Raw genomic sequence first — 23,138 nt, 5'->3', positions numbered from 1 at the left:
TTACTCTTTACGGTTTATTTGCTAAAGGTAGCATTTTGCACAATGATCTTGTAAAAATAGCCCGAACCAAAATCTTTATCCACACTCACAACACCCGAAGCAGTAACAATATCTCCAACTTTGGGAAGCTCTTTGGAGGTAAACACAACACGTCCCACGTCGCTGCCCTCGCCCGTACCATCTTGAATATGAATCCAGTTAACTCCGATAATATTGGGTGATGCTTTCACAACACGGCCTCGAATCGCGATCGTTTTGTCTTTCAAACTGGCACGTTTTTCCCACGCTTCTTTAACACTCATGGTACCGTTTTGTTTGTAAGGAGACTCTTTAACTTGCTCATTAATAAGCGCTAAATTGCCCTTTTCAGGAACTTGTGTGCGGTACTGAAGGTTGGAAGCAAAAACGATCTCGTCAAACGTGCGGTTAAGCGATTTGCTCTCAAAATTTTTAGCACGTAACTCTTCAGTGAAACGCACTTCCGTCCCTTTTTCAACCTTCGTTCCCTCAACCGCAACCCAGTATTTTTTCTTGGTATCATCAATCTGCAGATAGGTGTAACCGCCACCATTGAGCGTATCGACCACCGTTCCTTCAAAGACATCTCCTGCGTGAAGGGCTAAACTACAGGCGAGCGTCACAAGAGCCATAGAGAATTTTTTCATTTTTCTTCCTTAAGATTTTTATTTTTATACGACATTATAATCAAACATGCGACCACACCACTGCACACATACACCCAAAGGGGAATTGGCACAGGATCGCCCGTGGCGTAAGAGTGCATGCCCGCTAAGTAAAAGTTCACACCAAAGTAGGTCATCAAGATGGACGCAAAGCCTAAAAGCGAGAACACCGCAAAGAGATAGTGTGAGTAAAACCGTGGCACCAGTCTTACATGTAAAATGATCGCGTAGACCAAAATGGAGATATACGCCCACGTCTCTTTTGGATCCCACCCCCAGTAACGCCCCCACGATTCATTCGCCCAAATACCGCCTAAAAAGTTACCGATGACCAAAAGACTCAAGCCTAAAATCAAGGTGATTTCATTGATGGCGCTCAGGTGTTTGATGGTCGCAACGATCTTGATTGAGCGTTTACATGTAAAGAGGATGAGCGTGAACAGTCCCAACGCACAGCCAAGCGCTAAAAAGCCATAACTCGCCGTGATGATGGAGACATGAACACTAAGCCAAAAGGATTTTAAAACGGGCACAAGGTTGGTGATCTCTGGGTCAATGTGCCCGAGATGTGCGACAAACATAAAGATGCCTGCCATCATCACCGAGCCCGAGAGCGCAAAGAGCGAACGGCGCAAAAAGAGCATGCAAAAAAGCAGACACGACCACGCGATGTAGACGATGGATTCGTACGTATCGCTGAGTGGCGCATGTCCGCTGATGTACCACCTTAAAGCGAGTCCACAGGTATGCACGACAAACAATGTCGCCACGAGGAAAAACAGCGGTCGGTCGAGTTTACATGTAAAGGTTTGAGGCGCAAAAACGCGTCCAAACGCGACGACTAAAAGTACCAAACCTAAAAATATGTACGCCAACGTTAAACGCTCAAAAAGCATCAGTTTGTTGTAGAGAATTTCGATCTGAATGTGCGTGGATGAGGGCATAATTTCAGCACCATAGTTGCTTTGAAACTGCGAAAAGGTCTTTACATGTAAAAGTGCTTTGGCATAATTTCGCTCAAACAGTGCTTCGATAAATGCGGTGGAGCTCTCTTGCACTTTGTCGGCTTCCACGCCCTCTAATTGCGCAAACATCTGCTCGAAGGCAAGCCATGTGTGGTTAGCATCATGGGGCAGTGGGAAGATTTTAAAGAGTACGCCTTGGTAGAGCATAAACGCGATGCTCAGGCGCTCATCGACTTTGATCAGATCGTTCTCAAAGGTACCGCGCTGACTTGGTTTCATCGCGAGCGCTTTTTGAAGCTCAGCGTCTAGTTTGTAGCGATGCCCGTCAAAAAAGTCCTCAAAGCTTGCCAATTTTTGATCTTTCGCAATGCCGATGAACTCTCGAAGCTTAGGCGTTTTGGTCTGAATCATCGGCAGATTCTTCCACACACTGGGGTGCGAGAGCATACCAAGCGCCACTTGCATCGCGTCCATTTCGTACAGACTATTTTTACCGCTCAGTTTATAAAGCACCTCTTGGCTTAACGTATCAAAAGGCTTCATGCGCCCCATGCGCGACTGCACGACCAGTTTTCCAAACGCGTCACTGACCTCTTTGCTCTTACTTTGGTGTTCTTGCAAATACGTTTGCACATATTCGCTCTCGCACCATAACGGCGTTTGAACCAACAGCACCAAAACAACGAGAAGTGAACTGCTTTTTACCTCCGAGATGAGTTTACGAAAGCGCGATTTGGGATCAAACAGATTTAAAAAAAGCCCTAAAAAAAGCAGCGCGTAGCCCACATAGGTCACTTCAACACCAGGGTCTTTAGTGACGGAGAGAATCGTGCCTTTTTCATCGGGGTCGTAAAAGGTTTGAAAAAATTTATACCCTTTGTAGATGAGCGTGTGATTCATGTAGATCTGCGCACCCAGCGTTGTGTTGCCATCTCGCACCTCAACATCGCTGGTATACGCCGAAGGTGAACGACTGCCGTAATAGCGCTCTAATTCAAAGTCATTCAGATGCACCGCAAACGGTAACGTGATCTCTGCGTTTTTTTCACTGGAAAAGATGACATTGGAGCTTGAGCCTTCACGTATTTTCATCACACCATCCACACCAAAGTAACGTGTGAGACCTGATCCTATAAGAATGAGAATAAACGCCGCATGGAAAGTAAAACGGCTTACATGTAAAATCATTTTGGAGCGGTAAAGTGCGATAGCAAGGTTAATTGCGGCAAGAACCAAAAGTGCTTCGTACCAGATGGCATTGTAGACATAATAACGCGCAACGGCTGTGCCAAAGTCATTTTCCACAAAGGTTGCAATCGCAGCACCTACGGCTAAAAAGAAGAGCAGTATCAGCGTTGTTTTGTAGGAGCCAAAAACTTTGAGCAACACGTTTGTCCTTTGTAGTAACACACTTAAAATGCCAAAATATGGCAGTTTAAGGATATTAGACTTTTTGCATAACTCTTGAAAAAATAAAGAGTTTGCTTAGAGTGCGTTAATTTTTGAAACTTAAAATTGAGTCATAGCCAAAGCTATGGCGATGTTTTTAGTTTTGAAAGGTGATGTGCTATAAGCGATACTCTTCTTTCAATGGGTTATGCAAAAAGTCTATTATACACCAAGAGAGGAAAACTCTCTTGGTGTTAAAACTTTACTTCTTGTTTTTATCGAAGTAAGAAGATTTGCTGTCCACCGCTGGATCAAGAGCAACGGAATTTGGAGCGAGTCTGCCTTTAGCAGATGCCTCTTTTTTCCACTCTTTTTCTAGTGTCTCTTTAAATTTTAACTTCTCAGCAATCAAGGCTGGCATATCGACTTTAGCGATTTTCTGCGCTTTGTCTTTCGTGTCAAAATCAGGTGCAACGTAGTCCATGACACCGTGTTTGGCAAGAACGCTGACCAGTTTTAGACGTGCTTGTTGCGCTTGCTCGTTGGCGGATCCTAAAAGGCGTAAGACCTCTTCAGGAGCATGGAAGAACGCACCATGACCTGCAATCGCCATATCGCCTCTCCATTGTCCATGACGGATGAGGGTACGAATCTCTTTAAGCTCAGCATCACTTGCACCCACTTCCATCGCTTTGCCCGTCTCAATGTGTGCTTTGGCGATGTTGTCAAACGCGATGTCCATCATGAAATCTTTGCGCTCCACTTTTTGTTGAACGATGCCTCTGAGTTTATCTTCGCTCTCTCTGTGGCAGTTCATACAACTTTTATCCATATTTTTAAGTGGATTTCCAATTTGGTGATCAGAATACTTCACAGAACCCTCTTGGGTGTAAGGCATGTGACAATCCGCACATGAAACACCTTTTTGTCCGTGAATACCTGTTGTCCAAAGCTCATAACCAGGATGTTGTGCTTTAAGCATTGGTGTTTTAGAGATGCTGTGTGTCCAGTCAGAGAAATTAATTTCATCATAATATTTCTCCATACCTTCAATGCTCAAGCCTTTTGCCCATGGAAGGGTAACAACCATCGCTGTTTTGTTCACATCTTTCGCATCTTTCCACTCTGTCTTTTTAAAGTAGTACTCTACGTGACATTGTGCACAGACCAAAGAGCGTTTCTCTTGGTGCGTAGACTCTTCAAAGCTTTTAAGACCTGCTGCTGCTAGACCGCGATTGAGGTGAGGAACACGCACTTGAAGTTGCGCTGTTTTGTCATCATGACACGTGGCACAGCCAATAGAATTAACGACTTGTGAGCCGTATTTTGCCCATTTGCCCGTAAAGAACTCTAACTCACCATCTTCTTCGATCAAACGAGGAACATCGGGTGATTTACATGTCCAACATGCCGTTGGAAGAGGACCTGTTTTAGCGTCCGTTGGAGCACCCGTTCTAAGCGAATTGATGTTATCTTGTACCGCGTAGTAATGCCCACGTGGCGCATTGTAATCTTTTGCAAAAGCATACCCAGCCCACGCAACCGCAAGGTAAGGTTTTTTCGCCAGCATATCATCTAGATCATCGCTCTCTTTGGTTTTTTTCCAAGAATCAAATTGACGAGGATAGTATTTTGCCCACTCTTCGCTTTTTTCTTTGCCCTCGATGCCTGCCTCGCTTGGTGCTTTGGCAAGTTCGACTCTTTGTTTTTCTCTTTCGGTGATATTGCCAGCCAATAATGCCATTGCGCCGATAGCAACCAATGAGCCAACCAGTAATACTTTGAACTTATTCATCATTTCTCCTTTTACTGTACTTCTTTAACACCCAAATTATTCGGTGTTGTCGTAAGACCTCTTACTTTGCCGTGTGGCACGCCCTTATGACACTCCCAACATCGTCTTCCCGTAGCGACGCTTGGGTCGTCATAATTGTGATTTGCATCGGCATTTTTAACCATTTGAGAGGTTAAACTCGCGTGACACGCAATACAATTCTCCTGAACTCTCTTCGCCCCATCATCACTAATTTTAATCGCATTTTTGTACGTATTGAACGTAAATGCTACGCTATGGTTATACCCATCGCGCGCTTTGGCAATGTATTTGTTAACCATGTTATCGCGTGGTAAGTGACAATCGATACACCCAGCCCTCTGTGCGTGTGAACTGTGTTGCCATGTCGCATATTGCGTATTCATGACGTGACAGTTGATACAGGCTTTTGGATCACTGGAGAGATACGACAGCGCTTTGGATGCGTGAACCACGTAGGCAAAAAAGCCGATGGCTACGACAAAAACAAAGAGTGCCGCGTACTTTAGGAAATTACTCTTTTTCACATTTCCTCCTTTGATGTTCTGTGTTGCTTTACATGTAAAACAACAACGCCTTATTCGACCCAATACAAGGCAAAACCGCACCTTGTACCCAAAGACTCACAACCTCCTAATTATTAATTTTAATTGAATGTAATAATCTAGTGAAAGCTCTAGGGTATTGTATAAAGAAAGGCGAAAAAAACCTTGACCTATGTCAATGAAATGTAAATAAGGCTAGAGGACTTCTTCTAATTTTTGAGCGTCCAATACACGAATATGATGCTTGTCATCAAGCTCGATAAATCCTGAGGATTTAAACTTAGAAAGCGTACGGGAGAGTGTTTCGGGAGTCAGGTTGAGAATGGAAGCCACTTGGGTGTTTTTGAGTGTTTTAAACAGTTCGCCATTTTCCAGGATAAACTTCGCCACTTTGGCATCAGCGGTTAAAATCACCTCTTTTTGAATGACATCAATGAGGATTTTATGTTTTGCAATGAGGGATTTGATAATCTCAAACGAGATGTCTGGGTTCTTGAAAAAATCATGCTCCAACGCCTTGTAGTCAATGCGAAGCACTTCACTCTCACTCATAAATTCCGCTGTTGCTGGGTAAGGAATGTTCTCAAAATTCGCCAACTCCGCCACCAAACCACCGGGATAAAACTGATGCAAAAAAATCTGTTGCCCTTTGTGATTGGTCTTATACACTTTAAGCGTTCCTTGAAGCAAAACATAAAGATAGATGGGCGCATCGCCTTCGTAAAACAAAATCTCTTTGGCGCTAAACTTTTTAATGACGGAAATTTTTTTAAGCTTTTCAATTTGCTCATCGTTCAGTTTTGAAAAACAAGAAACAGTACGAATACGATCCATCGACTCATCCTTATGTTATGGTTGAGCCTATCGTAACCAAATAAGAATTAGAGATTCTTTAGGAGCGTGAGAAAGCATTTTAGGATGCACTTTTGGGTTAATTAATGCAGAGCATGATAAAATACAGATCATATAAGAGTTTTACATCAAAAAGGTTTGAATAAGATGAGTGAGAGCAAAGATTTTTTACGCACCATTGTGGAAGAGGATTTAAAGTCTGGAAAGTATAAAGAAGTCATTACGAGATTTCCTCCAGAGCCTAATGGATTTCCGCACATTGGACATGCTAAATCTATCTGTATCAATTTTGGCATTGCACGCGATTATGCTGGGCACTGTAACCTCCGAATGGATGACACTAATCCTACGACTGAAGACATGAAATACGTTGAAGCGCTTAAAGATGCTGTCACATGGCTTGGGTTTAACTGGGCAGATCACGTGCGCTTTGCTTCTGATTATTTCCCAAAAATTTACGAGTATGCTGTGACGCTTGTCACAATGGGCAAAGCCTATGTGGATAGCTTGAACGAAGAAGAGATACGTGAATACCGTGGAACGATCAAAGAAGCAGGTCGCCGCAGTCAATTTGCAGAACGTAGCATTGAAGAAAATTTAGACCTTTTAGAGCGTATGAAAAAGGGTGAGTTTAAAGATGGTGAACACGTTTTACGCGCTAAAATCGATATGAGTGCTGCGAATATGAAAATGCGCGATCCGCTACTGTATCGCATCCGTCATGCCCATCACTTCAGATCTGGAGATGAGTGGTGCATCTACCCGATGTATGACTTTGCGCACTGCTTGTCCGACTACATCGAAGGCGTAACGCACTCCATCTGTACCCTTGAGTTTGAAAACAACCGTGATATTTACGACTGGGTATTGGACGCACTAGAATTAACCCCTCCTCGTCCTTACCAACATGAGTTTGCACGTCTGGGCATCAACTACACGGTGATGAGCAAACGAAAACTGTTAGAACTCGTCAATGGCAATTATGTCAATGGCTGGGATGACCCGCGCCTTCCAACCATCGCAGGCTACAAACGAAGAGGCTATACAGCCGAATCCATCTTGAACTTCTGCGATCAAATCGGCATCGCCAAAGCAAACTCGATGGTCGATGTGGCACAGCTTGAATTTTGCATCCGAGATGATTTAAATACCAAAGTACCACGCGTCATGTGTGTCCTAGACCCTCTTAAAGTCACCATCGAAAACTACGAGGGCGAAGAAGAGATAGACGCTTCTTACTATCCACACGATGTGCCCAAAGAGGGCTCACGTAAGCTTCCTTTCTCTCGTGAAATTTACATCGAGAGAGATGACTTTAGTGAAAATCCTCCGCAAGATTACTACCGTCTGACACCCGATCAATCCGTGCGTCTGAAACATGCGTATATTCTTACATGTAAAGAGGTCGTGAAAGATGCTAGTGGTACCATCATAGAACTCAAAGCAGAGTATCATCCTCACTCAAAAAGTGGCGAAGACACGAGTAATATTAAAACGAAAAGCGCCATTCACTGGGTCAGTGCAAAACATGCTAAAAAAGTCGAAGTCAGACTGTATGAGCGGTTGTATTCTAACGAAGCACCAGATGGCTTAGAAGATTTGAATCCTGATTCTTTACATGTCATCAAAAATGCGTTTGTTGAACCTGCTGTCATCACTGAAAAACCCGATGTTCGGTTCCAATTTGAGAGACAAGGCTATTTTTATGCTGACCCGATTGACTACACCGATGATTTGCCTGTCTTTAATAAAATCGTAGGTCTCAAAGACTCGTGGGCTAAAAAGGCAGAAGTAACGCAATCTACACCAAGACCTGAAGCTAAAAAGCCCTCTATCGTTGAGGGTGTTGTCGCCCCTATGAGTGAATCGGAGCAGGCACATTTTGATACCTACACGAAAGAGCTTGGGCTTAACCATGAAATAGCCAATATTTTGGCGCGTGATGCTGGGCTAGCCCATTTTTACGAGGAAACACTTTTACATGTAAACAGCCCTGTAAGCATCGCCAACATCGTCGCCAACGAAGTCGCACGAGAGCTCAAACAAACACCTGAATTAAAATTTTGTGCAAAGCAAATAGCGGAACTTGTTAAGATGGTTGATGAAGGAACAATTTCCACTAAAATTGCGAAACAAGTCTTTGAAGAGATGGCAAAAACAGGTGAAAATCCAACGGCAATCGTTGAAGCCAAAGGACTAACCCAAATCAGTGATCCTGAAAAATTACAGCCTTTTATTGATGACGTGATTGCAAAGAACCCCGACAATGTGGCGAAGTTTAAAGCAGGCAATACGAATCTGTTTGGCTTCTTTGTGGGACAAGTACTTAAAAACAGTGGTGGCAAAGCGAACCCAACGGTGGTCAATGAGCTTGTGAGCGAGAAGTTGAAGCATGTATAGATTTGCGCCTTCTCCCACGGGCGATATGAGCGTCAATGACCTCAGAATTGCCTTGCTGAATTCTATCTGCGCACAACAAGCGAGCGAGCCACTCATTGTGCGCATCGAAGATGGCGATAGAGCACGCACTATTGAAGGAAAAGACCAAGAGATTTTAGAGATGTTGGAACTCTTTGGCATTTCATATGCACAGCTTTACTATCAAAGTAGCAACTTCAAATACCATCTCCAATTTGCCTCCACGCTTTTGGATACGAAAAAAGCCTTTATCTGCTTTTGTCCGCATGAAGATGAGGAGTCACCTTGTGATGGTACCTGCGAGCATTTAAGTCCTGAAGAGGTTTTAAATACTCCAAAACCCTTTGTTATTCGTATGAAAACCTGTGACAGCTTCGTCATTATGCGCACGGACAAATACCCGACTTATACGTTCGCCTGTGCCTGCGACGATATGCTTCAAGGCGTTACCACCATCATTCGGGAAGTTGAACAAGAACACAATGCGCTTAAAGAGGAACATATCCGCAAATCGATAGGGTATGACCAAGCGATACACTACACGCATGTGCCTTCCCTTCTATGCAAAGAGGATGAAAGCGCTGTTAAGAGACTTTTAGACCAAGGGTTTATGCCTGAAGCGATTGTGAATTATCTTCTCCTTTTAAGCAGCGCTACACCAACGGAAATCTTCACGCTTAAAGAGGCAACTACGTGGTTTGACATCAAAACAATTTCACAATCACCTGCGCCTTTTGAGATCGAAAAACTCCGCTTTATCAATCGTGAGCATATCAAACGCATCCCCGATATGGAGCTTTCAAAACGCATCGGGTACGCCTGTGAAAATATTGGAAAACTTGCTAAACTGTATACCAAAGAAGCAAGTACCACGTATGAGATCAAACAAAAAGTAGACGCCCTTTTTGCCCAAAAAGCGTTTGATGCAACGTTTGAAAATGAGAGTAAACTACTTCAAGAGCTCATTTTACATGCGCCCTATTGTGAGACGTTTGATGCATTTAAAGCCTATCTGGCAGAAAAAAGTGGACTCAAAGACGAACCGTTTTTGAAACCCCTTCGTTTTTGGCTCACAGGGGCTGACACGGGGCTTGATCTTGCCCTTATCTATCCATTGATTAAAAACTACCTTAAGGAGATTGTTAGATGATCGTTTTATCAACATTTATTGAAGCATTTGCCAATATTTTACACACCCTCATTAACATTTATATTTGGGTTGTTATCATTGCAGCGCTTATTACCTTTGTGCGTCCTGATCCGTACAATCCGATTGTACAGATTCTGTTTCGGCTTACCAACCCTGTTTATGCGTTTATTCGTAAATTCGTTCCAACCCTTATTGGCGGCATCGACCTTGCACCATTGATCGTGATCTTGACACTTCAATTTGTCGATCTTTTTGCGGTTAAACTTCTGTTTGCCCTTGCCAATGCTTTATAGACTTTTTTTAGCCCTTTTCTTTTGCCTTTGCATAGATTTGTTGGCGACTGAGCCTGTGAATTTTGCCTTTTTTGAAGACAAACCACAAAGTCTTGCAAAAGATTTTTACATCTACGAATATTTACAACGCGATGAGACCACTCCCAAAGAAGCCAAAGCGCTCTTTGGGATGGTGCATACGATGAACATTCGATTTTTTCACCTTTTTGCTAAAAAAATGGATAATCTTGAGTATAAAAAAATTTCTAAGTGTATTAATCTTGATGTCACTGCTTTGATGAAAGAAGATGATGAATGCCTCAACATTGGCATCAATATCGCTAAAGTGACCTCGCTTTCAAAAGGGCAACTCCCGTTCATCAAACCTCGCATTACCCATAACAAAGAGCTGGTCAATCTTATCACGTTGATGGAGAGTGACAACGTCTATGAAGCCACCCTCAACAGCGATATCAACACTTTTTTAACCCTTTTTAACGGTAGTATCACCGCGTATAAAGCGGCTATCTTTAACCAACAGATCATCCCCAAAGAGCAGATGGATCGGCTCGCAACCTCTTCAAGGTTTAATTATCTTGCTTACAATGTCGTGCAAAACGATAAACTAGACAATGTGCAACGATCCCTTTTACATGTAAGCCCTTCTTTACATGTAAACGCCAAAGCACTCTTTTATATGGGACTCAATGCCCTTAAATACGATGAAAAAGCGCAAGCACTGGCATTTTTTGAACTTTCGGCTGAGCGCTCTACGAGGAGTGAAGAGAAAGACAAAGCTCTCTTTTGGCAATATTTAGTCACCAAAGATGCTCGTTTGTTAGAGCGCATTGTGCAAGATGGCGACATCAACCTCTACTCACTGTATGCCTATGAACAACTGGATCGCCCTTTACAAAACATCGTCTCGCCTGTTTTAGAAGGCACACATCCCACGTTCAATGTCAGCGATCCATTCGCATGGATTAAGGTGATGAATAAAGTCTATTCTATGAGCTCCCAAGAGGTTGAAACCTTGGCGCAAAGCTTCAAATACGCCAATACGTTGCCGCATTATAGCTACTTGATGGAGAGAGCCACACGTTATACCAAAAACTACTTCCCGATTCCCTACCCTGACGAGATTGCAAGTTATTCCATCCATCGCCAAGCGTTGATGCTCTCCATCGCGCGTCAAGAGAGCCGTTTTATTCCCTCGGTTGTCTCGACGTCGTATGCGCTTGGAATGATGCAGTTTATGCCTTTTGTAGCGCGTGACATTGCTAAAAAAGAGAAACTAGAAGATTTTGATATTTCGTCCATGTTTGATCACCGCGTTGCCTATCTCTTTGCCAATCTTCATCTCAATTTTCTAGAGAGAAATCTCATGCACCCGCTTTTTATCGCTTACGCTTACAATGGCGGTATGGGATTTACCAAAAAACATCTACAAGCAGGGGCATTTTCACACGGTGAGTATGAGCCGTTTTTAAGTATGGAGAGCATGATCAACGAAGAGAGTCGAGAGTACGGCAAAAAAGTACTGGCAAATTATGTCGTGTACCGCCATCTTTTAGGCGAAGATGTTTCGATTAAAAATCTTTTTGAAATGTTGTTGATACCCTCTGTGACTGATCGTTTTCGAAACTAATCTCCATCTTGATCTCCTCTGTCTTTGGCGCTTGGATTAACACATAGTTGGTCCAAGCATTTGACGTGGAGATCAGTTTGAGGATTGGAGCATCTTGAGAAAGAGGTGTGATACTTAGATTTTCATCGCTTCCATTGACTTTAAACTTTGAAAGAGTGACTCTATCAAAGGCGCCATCGCCTGTAGCTTTGTAGGTTCCTACGACAAATTTTTCGCTCTCTTGCGTTACAAGCTCGTGCTGAATGGGGTTAAGATAGGTGATAAGCACGAACGTTTTAGAGGTTTCAGAGTTTTGAATTTCAATCTTTTTCGAGTTTGCCATTCCATAATCCAAGGTCTTTTCGCTTTCATTTTCGCTCAATTTTGAAGCACACCCCGAGAGTAAAAACACTACTAAAACCATTGAAATATATCGCATTATCATTCCTCATACTTAGCACACACGCAGATCAACTCATCAAAAGCTAAATCTTTTTTTGCTATAATTTTTTATATTAGCACGATAATAACATAAAAAGCAGGAAAAAATGAAATCCTTGGCTGTTGCATTTACGGGACCTTCGGATAGCGGCAAAACAACGCTGATCCTTAAGGTGGCAAACATTCTTAAAAACGGACATGCACTTGCGATCATTAAAAATGACCCAAGTGATAAAGCGATCTTCGATGTGGAAGGCAAAGATAGCTGGAAGTTTTCGCAAACGGGCGCTGAAGTCGTGATAACCTCTCCAACGCGCACGACACTTTTTTCAAAACATCAAAAAAGTTTGGATGAGATCATTGATATGGTTGGTTCGTTTGATTTCTTGTTGGTGGAAGGGCTTAAAAATCTACCGCTTCCGCGCATTGCGATTTTTCGTAACAAACTGGATGTGGACTATTTTGACTGCTCTGACGCCATTGCGATTGATGAGAGTGTCAATGTAAGTGATTATGACCTCCCTTCCCATATTGCGATTTTAGATCTGAATAACCCCGAGCAAGTTGTTGCTTGGATACTCAAAAATGCTAAGAAAGTGAAATAACATGCAAGAAATTTACGAAGCTATAAAACGTTCCGCCATACGCATTCGAGAAGCCATTGAGTTTGATGATACGGGCTATTCTGAAAACATCAACTCTACAGGCGACACACAACTCAAACTGGACATCAAAAGTGATCTCATCATCGAAGAGGAGTTTGCCAAAGTTGCTTCGATCAAAGAGATCGTCAGCGAAGAAAAAGCAGACAAAACACCTTTACATGTAAACGGCATTTACGGTGTGGGGTACGATCCGCTGGATGGTTCAAGCCTCATCGATGTAAATCTGAGTGTGGGTTCTATCTTCGGCATCTACGAGGGTGGCTATGCAGGCGCTAATCTCAAAGCAGCTGTCTATGTCGTCTATGGACCTCGCGTTGAACTTGTGATCGCAGAAGAAGATGTTAAGATGTACCGCCTCAATAAAAACGGTGAATTTGTCTTCATTCAAACAATCAAGCTGAAAGAAAAAGGCAAACTCAATGCGCCAGGTTCAACCCAAATGTGTTGGGAACCTAAACATAAAGCCTTGATTGATGCGATCTTTGCCGATGGGTATCGTTTACGCTATTCGGGTGGAATGGTGCCAGACTTGCATCAAATTCTTCTCAAAGGTGGCGGACTTTTCTCTTACCCTGCAACAAGCGATGTGCCCAAAGGCAAACTCCGCATGATTTTTGAAGTCTTCCCTTTTGCGTTTGTGTACGAAAAAGCAGGTGGCGAAGCGATCGATGGCAAAGGAAGAGTGCTTGATCTCACCCCTTCGCATCCACACGACACGACACCGTGTTTCTTTGGCTCGACAACAGAGATAGAACGTGTTCGGAAGTGTTATGAGTAGTGAAGTAAGCGATATTTACGAGCAAGAGTTACAAGAGAAAAAAGCCGTACTGCAAGCATGTCAACAGAGCAAAAATCTTGTGACCTGCAGTGACTGCGAAAAAATGTTTGAGTGTGAAACCCGCAAAACCTATGTCAAAGCCGTTTACGAAAGTATGGCAAAAGGACACGGTGGCGGATTTGAGTTTTGACAATACAATGAATCAATTTAACTAGGAAAAACGATGTCCCAAAAAGCCTACATTACCACTCCAATTTACTATGTCAACGATGTTCCGCATATCGGACATGCTTACACAACGATCATCGCCGATACGATGGCTCGATACTACCGCTTAAAAGGCTATGAGACGTTTTTCTTAACGGGAACCGATGAACACGGTCAAAAGATCGAAGAAGCGGCGAAATTGCGCAACAAAACACCGCAAGCCTATGCCGATGAAATCAGTGGCAAATTTCGTGCTCTTTGGGATGAGTTTGAGATCAGTTACGACAAATTTATCCGAACAACGGACGCGGAACATAAAACAGGTGTTCAAAAAGCGTTTCAAGTGATGTTTGACAAAGGTGACATCTATAAAGGTGAATACGAAGGACACTACTGTGTCAGCTGTGAGACTTTCTTTACCGACACCCAACTGGTGGATGAAGACAAATGCCCTGATTGTGGAAAATTAACACGTCTCGTCAAAGAAGAGAGCTACTTCTTTAAGCTCTCCAAATACCAAGAAGACCTCATCAAATGGTACAACAACGATGAAAAATGTGTCCTGCCAAAAGGCAAAAAAAACGAAGTCATTAGCTTTGTTAAACAAGGGCTTCGTGATCTCTCCATCACACGTACCAGCTTTGATTGGGGTGTGAAACTCCCAGCTTCCATGAACGATGACAAGCACGTCATGTACGTATGGTTGGACGCTCTTTTAAACTACACCACCGCACTTGGTTATGGCACCGATGAAAAAAATATGGACTTTTGGCCAGCAACGATTCATTTAGTAGGCAAAGACATTCTTCGCTTTCATGCCATCTACTGGCCAGCATTTTTGATGAGCCTTGGTTTGGCTCTTCCAAAACACGTTGCCGCACACGGTTGGTGGACGAGAAATGGTGAGAAGATGAGTAAAAGTAAAGGCAATGTCGTTAACCCTAAAGAGGTTGCCGATGCGTATGGGTTGGAAAATTTTAGATACTTTATGCTTCGCGAAGTGCCCTTCGGTCAAGACGGTGACTTTAGCCAAAAAGCCTTGATGGATCGCATCAACTCCGATCTGGGCAATGAGCTTGGAAACCTACTCAACCGCATCATCGGAATGAGTGGCAAATACAGCAATGGCGTCATTAACTCCAAAGACGTCACGACCTTTCATGAGAGCGAACTAAGTGCTGTAGATGAAATCTTAAAAACTGTCGAAAACAACCTCTTAGAGCTTCAAACGAACCGTTACCTCGAAGAGCTTTGGAAAGTGCTTAGTATTGCTAACCAAGCGATTACCGTGCATGAGCCGTGGGTGAAAATCAAAGAGGGAAAAACAGAGCAAGCACTCGCACTCGTAGCACTTGTTTCCAACATCTTAGCGCGTGTTTCCATACTTTTGCACCCTGTTATGCCCAAAACGACTGTCACGATCGCCAAAGCGATGGGCTTTGAGATCAACACGGCAACCTATGACACAATCGTTGTGCGTAAAACCTTTTTAGATGAATTTACGATTGAAAAAGTACCACCGCTCTTCCCTCGTATTGAAGAGGAGTTGATGGCACAACCTGTGGCTCCTGAAGCCGTGGTCGCACCACAACCTGCCAAGAAAGAGAAGAAAGAGACGAAGATAGAGTCGATCATTACGATTGACCAATTTTTTGAAACCGCTTTGAAAGTGGGAACGATTTTGGAGGCGAGCATTTTAGAAGGAAGTGATCGTCTTTTGAAACTTAAAGTCGATCTTGGCGAAGCAGAACCACGACAAATTGTCGCAGGGATTCGTGAGTATTACACGCCTGAAGAGCTTATCAACACCCAAGTGTGTGTCGTTGCCAACCTCAAACCTGCCACGATCAAAGGATTGCTCAGCCAAGGTATGTTGCTTGCGGCAAAAGACAAAGAGGGACTCTGTTTGGTTCGCCCAGAACGTCCTCGTCAAAGTGGCGCTTCGATTGGATGAAGATAGAGAACTTTGTACGCATCATTGATGGAAGGCTTCGAACAACGCCTCCCATTGATGCGTTTGCTTCTATTACGCTAGAATCTTCACGCGTCTCGCATGGCGATCTTTTCATCGACACCACGGCGTCACGTGAATTGATCCACCAAGCGCTTGAAAAAGGCGCTTACGCCATCGTCACGACGTTACCGTTTGCCAATGAAGACGAAGAGTGCGCGTGGATCGAAGTCGCTTCCATTGAGCAGATTCTCATCAAACTCTTACGCTACACGATCACCCAAAAATCACTCGACATCCTTCTGCTCTCTCCCGTGCAAGAATCACTGTTGGAGATGATTCAAACGCCACGCAGTATCAAACGTCTGCGAAATGATCTTTTTGGCATCGTTAAAACCATTCTGGGTGCGAAAGAAGAAGAGCGTTTTTGCTTGAGCAATCCCACCCTTGCACACCACATTGCACCCGCCTCCAAAAGCGTTGAAACCACTTTACATGTAAAGCCTAACGTGATGGCAAAAGGGCTGTTTCTCAGCTCTTTTGGACACAACGAGCGCTACTACACAGAACAGAAAATTCCCTCTCTTTTTGTCGAAGAGCTGCTCTGTTTACTTGGCTTTTGCGATACCCATGAGATCACCTACAGTTTGGAGCATCTTGGCTTTTGTGAGCATTTTTACCCTCAATTTATCACCCATGCGCTGTGCAAAAAAGAGTTTGGAAGCAGTGATAAAGCGCTGATTTTTGAGCCTTCGCCTTCGTTAGTTCCCTCTTTGATAGCGTATCTGCAAAGCCAAGTTGACTCTGCGCATTTGATCCTCTGCTTGCCAAAAACCTTTCACGAAACGTTGGACTTTAATGGGAGAACGATCTTATTTGAATCTATCGAAGAGCTTGCCATCTTAGGCGACACATCGTTTCAATACGCTCTGATTTTAGGCGATAAAGAGATGTTCGAGCCACTGTTTATCAAAACATTTACCACCCAACCCAGCCTATTTTAAAAGGAGATGGTATGCTACTTATTGAAAACGAATTCAACATTCCTTTACATGTAAAGATTTTAGAGCAGATTTGCACGGAGCATACGCCCAAAGAGGTGGAGCTTTTGATCATTGATGGAAAGAGTATGCAAGAGCTCAATTTAGAGCATCGAGGGATGGATAAAACCACCGATGTGCTAAGCTTCCCCATTGATGATTTTCCCCACGCCCCTCTTGGTTCCATCGTTATTAACCATGAGCTCGCAGCACAAAAAGCCAAAGAGTTGGGACACAGCGTGGAAGAGGAGATCACGCTTTTGTTCATCCACGGCATGTTGCATCTTTTAGGCTTTGATCACGAAGTGGACAACGGGCAGATGCGTGAGATGGAAACATCATGGATAATGCAGTATCATTTACCAAAGAGTTTAATTGTTCGCACGGAGGATTAGGTCATGGTTACCATTGGTATTGTTATTTTTCCCAATGTCGAAGAGCTTGATTTTGTCGCCCCTTTTGAGGTGCTCAGCTACATCAATAAAATAGCACTTAACAGCACGAAAGTCATACTCATCGCCCCCAGTTTAGAGCCAGTGCAAGCGTTTAATGGTCTTAAAATCTTGCCCGATGCGAGTTTTGAGAGTGCGCCTGCTTTAGATATTTTGCTTTTCCCTGGAGGGAAAGGTCGCATTGAGTGGATGAAAAAGCCTTCCATGAAAGATTTTATACAAGCGCATCAGAGCGAAGCGACCTACCTGACCTCTGTCTGTACAGGCGCTTTTTTTCTGGCGGAAGCGGGTCTGCTTTTAGGTAAAGAAGCAACGACCTATCACAGTGCATTTGATGAATTAGCCGCATATGGCGTTAATGTCGTCTCTTCCAAAGTAGTTCACGATGGAAAAATCATTACAGCAGCAGGTGTGAGTTCAGGCTTAGAGCTTGGATTTTACCTTTTGCGTGAACTTTTTAGCGTGAAGCTCGCGCAAGAAGTGGCAGAGAAAATAGAGTATGAGATCGATGTGAGCAAGCTTTAAACGTTACATGTAAGAATTATTTGAGCGTGATATAACCCTTTTCATAGAGCTTATCGTAAATTTTAGAGACAATAGGACCGCCTTCACTTCCACCATGCCCTCCATGTTCGACCAAAACTGTCACCACGTATTGTGGGTTATCGTGGGGTCCATACGTTGTAAGCCACGCGTGAGAACGCTGATAGTAGTCCATATCCTCTTCGCGGATACGTTTTTTATCGGTTTGCGAAATGCCTACCACTTGAGCCGTTCCCGTCTTTGCAGCGATCTTAAAAGGAGCCGTGAGGTTGATGTGCCGCAGCGCCGTACCCCCTTGGACATTCGCCACTTCATACATTGCATCCCTCGTTATCTTCAAATAGCGTTTTTCATTTTCACTGACAATGTTTGGATCTACGGGGAAATCAAGCGCTTCATCGTTAATTTTACTCACAAAATGCGGCGTTACGCCATTGCCTGTGGCAAGAAACGCAGTGTATTTTGCCACTTGTAAAGGTGTCACTAGAAAATAACCTTGCCCGATGGAGCTAATGAGCGTCTCACCTTGTGACCACCCCCTGCCAAAACGTGCTTTTTTCCACTCGCGACTCGGAACCGTTCCAATAAATTCACGTGGCAGATCAATACCCGTTTTTTGGGCAAAACCAATTTTGGAAAGAAATGGTGCAATGTTATCAATGCCTGTTTTCAAACTGGCTTTATAAAAGTAGTCATCGCAACTCTCTTTAATCGCCCGTGCATACGAGATAATGCCATGCCCCTCTTTTTTCCAGTCACGAAAAACCCGACCGCCTAACTCCATTGTTCCTGTTGATTCAAAGGTCATGGTGGGCGTGACGATGCCTGAGTTCATCATCGCCATACCAACGCCCATCTTTACAACCGATCCTGGAGGATAGAGTCCATTCACCAATTTATTGGTAAACGGATGGCTCAAATCATTGACCAATACAGCCCACTCTTCCCTTGAAATACCATTAACAAATTTGTTCAGATCATACTCAGGAAAACTTGCCGCAGCTAATATTTCGCCATTTTTAGCGTTCATGACGACCACCGCGCCACTGTCATCACCAAAAAGCTCTGCAATGTAGCGTTGCAAGTCAAGATCAAGGCTTAAGATAAGGTCATTACTTTGAGGAAGTGTTTTACTCACCTGCTCAATCACTTGGTTAAAGGCCGTTACTTTGGTCTTTTTTTCACCTTTAACGCCTTGCAAAACGGTGTTATAAAACTTCTCTATGCCCGTTTTTCCTGAAAAACCTACCAACTTTGCGGTCTCATCTTCGGCGACATCTTGGGCATTGGACTTGCCTACATAACCAATCACATGCGATGCGAGCGTACCATACGGATAGTGTCGTTTAGAGGTAATTTTAATTCTTAGATTATCATGTTGCGCGATTTTAGCAAATTGGGGAATGAGCTTATCATAAGGGATAAAAGGGATGACCTCTACAAAATCATGATTGTACGCCGAGTCTGCTTTGAGATACTCTTTGCTGAGCTCTTTAACACTAAAATCGGGTAAAACAGAGGATAAAAAAGCGATCTCTTCATCCAACATATCACGGCTGGCTTTCAGGCTGAGCCTTGGTTTAATGCCAATGGAAAACCCCAGACGATTGACAGACAGAGGGTTTAAATTTCGATCTAAGATGACGCCTCGTAAGGGTGCAAGTTCTTCAACCTTGACTGCATTTTGCTTGGCAATCTCTTCATAATAGGCATTGGATTTGATGCTGATATAATAAACCCTCACCAAAAGGGCGATCCACACCGAAATGAAGATGGCAAGAACGATCTTAATTCTCACCGTGTTACCTTAAAAAGCATAAAGGAGAGTATGGAATCAATTGCGATATAGTAAAAATAAACACTGGAAAAATAGGGAAAAGATTCGTTGTCCAAATAGGCAAAAAAAGCATTGAGCAAGTAATGACCTAAATACGCCATCGTAACGTACGCGGCTAAAATGCAGTTGTTACATGTAATAATATTTTGAATTTTATAAATAGCAAATTTGTAAATGATAGTAAATAAGATCACATACGAAAAGAGGTAAAAGCCGTTGATAAGGTCGTACAAACACAGATAGAAAAACGCTAAAAACAGAGGCATGGCATTTTCTTCATGACGGTTGAAATTTAAAATAAGATAGCAAAAAACCACCCCTACAAACGAGGGAATAAGCGGATAGAGCGAGGACATCACCAGCCCACTCAGAAGCCATCCACTGATCCAAAAGAGGGTTAGATAGTTTTGATGAGCGCTATTTCGTCGCATATTGGAAAATGTTTGCATTTGATACAATCTGCCCAGATTTTATGCGTAGGCAGTGCTTCTTTGGGGATTTCACTAAAACCAACCGATTCAAAAAAGGCTTTTTGATAGGTTAAGGTAAAGACTTTTTTCACACCCAAACCCTCACCTTCAACCATAAGTGTTTGAACAATACCTTTGCCAACACCACGCCCACGAAAACCATCTTTGACCACGAGACTGCGAATTTCTGCGAGATCATCGGCATGAAAATGAAGCGCTCCAAAGCCAATAATCTGCTCATCCTCTTTGGCAAGAATGTACGAGCGAATGTTCGTCGCCATCTCATCGGAACTGCGAAATAAAATGATGCCCTTCTCCACTTCAGGTTGCACGACGTCTTGCATCAGGACAATATCGCTGAGTTTTGCTTTGGTGTAATGAATCATTCTTGATCTCCAAAAAGCGTTGCAAAAATGGCTTCTAAGGCTTTATCAATCCCTTTTTTACTGCTGCTTGAGACCAAAAGAGCGCCTGGATAATTTTTTTTAATCACGCTGATTTCGCTCTGTTTTAATTTATCGAGCTTGGTAAAAATACGTAAAATGTGCTGATCAGCTCTTACAATCTCTTGAAGATAGGTGTGCACCGCTTGATCAATCTCTAAAAAAGGGTGACGTGAGTCGATAAGATGCACGAAGGTGCGAATGGAGACACGCTTTTGAATGTACGTCGTTAAATTTTTTTGCCACTCTTCTTTGAGGCTGTGCGATACTCTAGCATACCCAAAACCCGGAAGATCCACCAGTTGCATGTGGTAAGTCTTCTCATCCTTCGCCAAAACAATCTGAAAAAAGTTAATCAGACGTGTTTTTCCCGGCGTTGAAGAGCTCTTAGCAAGCCCTTTTTTATTCGTGAGTGCATTGATAATCGAGCTTTTGCCCACATTACTGCGACCAATAAAAGCGACTTCACTCATTCCCTCAGGTGTCGTCTCCTCCATTTTAGAAGCAGATTTCACAAAGAAGGCGTCTTTGACTTTGATCACTGTTTTTTATCCTCAACTTTGAAGATAAATTTCACAGGCCCCGCACCCTTGCCATCGACTTCGTACTGTCCTGTGTTTTGATTGGCACGAATAAAATCACCGTAGACTTTTTTATCGGTCTCTATCTCATGCAAAAAAGCTTTCTTTTCAAGGGTGTAAAGGCTTTTGGTTGGCTCATAGGTCATCTTTTCCGCTTCGCCATAGTACTTCTTTTGGTTCATCGTTAAATTCCCTTTTGCATCGCCTGTTGCGATATAGCGAAGGGGTTGTTTTTTCTCATCAAATTCAATCACAACTTTCTTAGCAGTCAGTTTATCGCCCTCTTTGATAACCACAACATGCCCTTCAAAAATACTGATCTGTTTTTTTTCATCGGCAAAAAATTTATCGGCAGTCACTTCCACTTCTGCGCTGATGAGCAGTTGTGAAAGGCAAAGGCAGAGTAAACCCAATTTTTTCATTTCGTTTTTCCTAGTTGTTGAATAAAGGAGTGTATATTCGTGGCGCTTATTGTGCCCTCTTTCATCTGATAAACAAATGAAAGCCCATGGCTACGGCTCTGCTTCTGGGTAAAAATAAAGGGTTTTTCACTGCTTAAAATTTCTTTTTTGAGATCATAATAAATATCTTCACCCTCTAAAGAGACACCATCATCTCTATAATAATGCGAATTAGTCATAAAATGCATCACGTTATCTTGCAGGGTTCCTTCATCAGAGGTGAGTATGCCACGCAATCCCTCTTTGGTTTTATGCCCAGCATGAATGACATAGAGTTTATCAAAATCTTTGTACCGAGCAACGTACTCCGAATGGACAATGCTCTCTATACTGTTTTCTTTCAGTTGATAATTTTGGGCATTAAAGAGTTCCACTTCAGGGACAAGATTTCCATTGGCATCTAGCATATCAATCGTGTAAGGTTCTTTGATCATTAGAAAAACCATCATGCCAAAAAAGAGCACGGTTGCATACGAAAGGATTTTTAGAGCCAAAGGTTTACGAATGCCTCACTTAAGTTTTCTTTTTCGACCACTATGTCGATCATTTCACGAACGGCTGCACGTCCACCCTCTTTGGACAAGACCACATCAACCTCTTTTTGAATCAAAGGCATAGCATCTTTGGGGCAAAAAGAGAGACCCACGGAGCGTAAAAGGCTTAGATCATTGAGATCATCCCCAATGGCAGCCACATTTTCAAACCCCAGACCCTCTTTGTTCAGTATGGCTTGCAAAACGGCTTTTTTATCTTTAACATCTTGATACAAATGGGTAATTCCCAACTCTTTCGCTCTCTTGGTTACGACATCCGAACTTCGTCCTGTAATAATCGCACTTTTGCGGCCAAGCTTCATCCATGAGACAATGCCAAAACCATCTTTAACATGAAACGTTTTAAACTCTTCTGTTTCACTATTGCCATACATTATACCGCCATCGGTCAAACAGCCATCCACATCAAACACCAATAATTCAATCATTACAACACACCTTTAGTACTTGGAATTCCCGCACGCTCATTTTTCACTAAACTCCGACGAAGGGCTACGGCAAATGCTTTAAATGCCGCTTCTAAAAGGTGGTGTCTGTTTTTACCACGACGCGCAACGATATGCGCACTGATGCCTGCATTGACAATGAGGGCTCTGAAAAACTCTTCAGCGAGTTCAACATCAAAAGCGCCGACTTTGCCTTCCATCTCAACTTCATACACGAGGTACGCACGATTGCTCAGATCCAAAGCGCATTCAACAGCCGCTTCGTCCATCACCACAACCGCATTGCCATAACGCTCAACACACTCAATTGGATAAATCGAAGCACGCAAGGCTTGCCCTAAAACAATGCCGACATCTTCGACACTGTGGTGAAAATCGATGTGCGTATCGCCTTTACATGTAAGCGTCAAATCGATCAAGGAGTGTTTCGTAAACGCTTCAAGCATATGGTCAAAAAAACCAATCCCTGTCTCAATAACGGCTTTCCCTGTACCATTAATCTCTAATTCAACACTGATTTGTGTCTCTTTGGTAATGCGTTGGAGTGTTTGCATA

Annotated in this window: 25 protein-coding genes; 11 read left to right on the top strand and 14 right to left on the bottom strand. The window is 43.1% G+C overall.

Translation table 11 applies throughout. From position 1 onward, the window contains the following. Positions 1-14: 14 nt before the first annotated feature. The 5 genes from SMUL_RS04435 to SMUL_RS04415 all read right to left on the bottom strand — a co-directional run bounded on the left by SMUL_RS04435 (position 15) and on the right by SMUL_RS04415 (position 6,229). The gene (locus SMUL_RS04435; RefSeq protein WP_025344060.1) at positions 15-665 is read right to left on the bottom strand and encodes a hypothetical protein; all 651 of its coding nucleotides are present in this window, start codon (positions 663-665) and stop codon (positions 15-17) included. Then, positions 662-3,037, bottom strand: a complete 2,376-nt coding sequence (ccsA, locus tag SMUL_RS04430) for a cytochrome c biogenesis protein CcsA (RefSeq protein ID WP_025344059.1) — start codon at positions 3,035-3,037, stop codon at positions 662-664. Before ccsA ends, SMUL_RS04435 begins: the two co-directional genes overlap by 4 nt. A 262-nt stretch (positions 3,038-3,299) precedes the next feature. Further along, positions 3,300-4,832, bottom strand: coding sequence for an ammonia-forming cytochrome c nitrite reductase (nrfA, locus tag SMUL_RS04425; RefSeq protein WP_025344058.1), 1,533 nt, complete (start codon positions 4,830-4,832; stop codon positions 3,300-3,302). A gap of 11 nt (positions 4,833-4,843) precedes the next feature. Then, a complete protein-coding gene (nrfH, locus tag SMUL_RS04420) occupies positions 4,844-5,377 on the bottom strand; it encodes a cytochrome c nitrite reductase small subunit (protein WP_025344057.1) in 534 nt (177 codons plus the stop codon). A gap of 213 nt (positions 5,378-5,590) precedes the next feature. Continuing rightward, on the bottom strand, positions 5,591-6,229 hold the full coding sequence (locus tag SMUL_RS04415; RefSeq protein ID WP_025344056.1) for a Crp/Fnr family transcriptional regulator: 639 nt from the start codon (positions 6,227-6,229) through the stop codon (positions 5,591-5,593). Positions 6,230-6,394: 165 nt separating this feature from the next. Between SMUL_RS04415 and SMUL_RS04410 the strand changes: the two genes are divergently transcribed. From SMUL_RS04410 to SMUL_RS04395, 4 genes are read left to right on the top strand one after another with little or no spacing between them, the layout of a single operon-like run. Further along, positions 6,395-8,647, top strand: a complete 2,253-nt coding sequence (locus SMUL_RS04410) for a glutamine--tRNA ligase/YqeY domain fusion protein (protein WP_025344055.1) — start codon at positions 6,395-6,397, stop codon at positions 8,645-8,647. Then, positions 8,640-9,815: a glutamylglutaminyl-tRNA synthetase gene (locus SMUL_RS04405; RefSeq protein ID WP_025344054.1), complete on the top strand. Its 1,176-nt coding sequence runs from the start codon at positions 8,640-8,642 to the stop codon at positions 9,813-9,815. The genes SMUL_RS04410 and SMUL_RS04405 overlap by 8 nt, the downstream gene beginning before the upstream one ends. After that, positions 9,812-10,108, top strand: coding sequence for a YggT family protein (locus SMUL_RS04400; RefSeq protein ID WP_084613072.1), 297 nt, complete (start codon positions 9,812-9,814; stop codon positions 10,106-10,108). The genes SMUL_RS04405 and SMUL_RS04400 overlap by 4 nt, the downstream gene beginning before the upstream one ends. 55 nt (positions 10,109-10,163) lie before the next feature. Then, on the top strand, positions 10,164-11,735 hold the full coding sequence (locus tag SMUL_RS04395; protein ID WP_223809767.1) for a lytic transglycosylase domain-containing protein: 1,572 nt from the start codon (positions 10,164-10,166) through the stop codon (positions 11,733-11,735). On the opposite strand, the gene SMUL_RS04390 is transcribed toward SMUL_RS04395, so the two are convergent. Continuing rightward, positions 11,677-12,153, bottom strand: coding sequence for a hypothetical protein (locus SMUL_RS04390; protein WP_025344051.1), 477 nt, complete (start codon positions 12,151-12,153; stop codon positions 11,677-11,679). The genes SMUL_RS04395 and SMUL_RS04390 overlap by 59 nt on opposite strands. 109 nt (positions 12,154-12,262) lie before the next feature. Here SMUL_RS04390 and mobB point away from each other — a divergent pair, with 109 nt between their 5' ends. Genes mobB through SMUL_RS04355 form a run of 7 tightly spaced genes read left to right on the top strand, consistent with a single transcriptional unit; the run spans position 12,263 to position 17,773 of the window. Continuing rightward, a complete protein-coding gene (mobB, locus tag SMUL_RS04385) occupies positions 12,263-12,760 on the top strand; it encodes a molybdopterin-guanine dinucleotide biosynthesis protein B (protein ID WP_025344050.1) in 498 nt (165 codons plus the stop codon). Between the two features lies 1 nt (position 12,761). Next, positions 12,762-13,598, top strand: coding sequence for a class 1 fructose-bisphosphatase (locus tag SMUL_RS04380; RefSeq protein ID WP_025344049.1), 837 nt, complete (start codon positions 12,762-12,764; stop codon positions 13,596-13,598). Further along, positions 13,591-13,788, top strand: a complete 198-nt coding sequence (locus SMUL_RS04375) for a hypothetical protein (protein WP_025344048.1) — start codon at positions 13,591-13,593, stop codon at positions 13,786-13,788. Before SMUL_RS04380 ends, SMUL_RS04375 begins: the two co-directional genes overlap by 8 nt. A 33-nt stretch (positions 13,789-13,821) precedes the next feature. Next, a complete protein-coding gene (gene metG, locus SMUL_RS04370) occupies positions 13,822-15,759 on the top strand; it encodes a methionine--tRNA ligase (protein WP_025344047.1) in 1,938 nt (645 codons plus the stop codon). Then, positions 15,756-16,760, top strand: coding sequence for a hypothetical protein (locus SMUL_RS04365; protein WP_025344046.1), 1,005 nt, complete (start codon positions 15,756-15,758; stop codon positions 16,758-16,760). The genes metG and SMUL_RS04365 overlap by 4 nt, the downstream gene beginning before the upstream one ends. Positions 16,761-16,771: 11 nt before the next feature. Continuing rightward, entirely contained in the window at positions 16,772-17,191 is a 420-nt protein-coding gene (ybeY, locus tag SMUL_RS04360) for an rRNA maturation RNase YbeY (protein WP_025344045.1), read from the top strand. A 3-nt stretch (positions 17,192-17,194) separates the two neighbouring features. Continuing rightward, positions 17,195-17,773 (top strand): DJ-1/PfpI family protein, encoded by a 579-nt coding sequence (locus tag SMUL_RS04355; protein ID WP_025344044.1) that lies wholly within the window; start codon positions 17,195-17,197, stop codon positions 17,771-17,773. Positions 17,774-17,789: 16 nt separating this feature from the next. Here the strand turns inward: SMUL_RS04355 and mrdA are convergent, their stop codons facing one another. Genes mrdA through hisB form a run of 8 tightly spaced genes read right to left on the bottom strand, consistent with a single transcriptional unit; the run spans position 17,790 to position 23,137 of the window. After that, positions 17,790-19,589 carry a penicillin-binding protein 2 gene (gene mrdA, locus SMUL_RS04350; RefSeq protein ID WP_025344043.1) on the bottom strand — a complete coding sequence of 600 codons (1,800 nt, stop codon included), beginning with the start codon at positions 19,587-19,589 and terminating at the stop codon, positions 17,790-17,792. Then, on the bottom strand, positions 19,586-20,059 hold the full coding sequence (locus tag SMUL_RS04345; protein WP_025346336.1) for a hypothetical protein: 474 nt from the start codon (positions 20,057-20,059) through the stop codon (positions 19,586-19,588). The genes mrdA and SMUL_RS04345 overlap by 4 nt, the downstream gene beginning before the upstream one ends. Then, positions 20,026-20,484: an N-acetyltransferase gene (locus tag SMUL_RS04340; protein ID WP_025344042.1), complete on the bottom strand. Its 459-nt coding sequence runs from the start codon at positions 20,482-20,484 to the stop codon at positions 20,026-20,028. Before SMUL_RS04340 ends, SMUL_RS04345 begins: the two co-directional genes overlap by 34 nt. After that, positions 20,481-21,083, bottom strand: coding sequence for a ribosome biogenesis GTP-binding protein YihA/YsxC (yihA, locus tag SMUL_RS04335; protein ID WP_025344041.1), 603 nt, complete (start codon positions 21,081-21,083; stop codon positions 20,481-20,483). Before yihA ends, SMUL_RS04340 begins: the two co-directional genes overlap by 4 nt. After that, positions 21,080-21,544, bottom strand: a complete 465-nt coding sequence (gene lptA, locus SMUL_RS04330) for a lipopolysaccharide transport periplasmic protein LptA (protein WP_025344040.1) — start codon at positions 21,542-21,544, stop codon at positions 21,080-21,082. The genes yihA and lptA overlap by 4 nt, the downstream gene beginning before the upstream one ends. Continuing rightward, on the bottom strand, positions 21,541-22,077 hold the full coding sequence (locus SMUL_RS04325) for an LptA/OstA family protein (protein ID WP_025344039.1): 537 nt from the start codon (positions 22,075-22,077) through the stop codon (positions 21,541-21,543). Before SMUL_RS04325 ends, lptA begins: the two co-directional genes overlap by 4 nt. Then, a complete protein-coding gene (locus SMUL_RS04320) occupies positions 22,068-22,565 on the bottom strand; it encodes a KdsC family phosphatase (protein WP_025344038.1) in 498 nt (165 codons plus the stop codon). Before SMUL_RS04320 ends, SMUL_RS04325 begins: the two co-directional genes overlap by 10 nt. Then, positions 22,565-23,137 carry an imidazoleglycerol-phosphate dehydratase HisB gene (hisB, locus tag SMUL_RS04315; protein ID WP_025344037.1) on the bottom strand — a complete coding sequence of 191 codons (573 nt, stop codon included), beginning with the start codon at positions 23,135-23,137 and terminating at the stop codon, positions 22,565-22,567. Before hisB ends, SMUL_RS04320 begins: the two co-directional genes overlap by 1 nt. Between the last annotated feature and the right edge of the window lies 1 nt (position 23,138).

The organism is Sulfurospirillum multivorans DSM 12446 (assembly GCF_000568815.1).
GTDB classification, from domain to species: Bacteria; Campylobacterota; Campylobacteria; order Campylobacterales; family Sulfurospirillaceae; genus Sulfurospirillum; species Sulfurospirillum multivorans.
The sequence above is the reverse complement of the archived record's forward strand: the minus strand, read 5'-3'. Positions and strand labels throughout refer to the sequence as shown.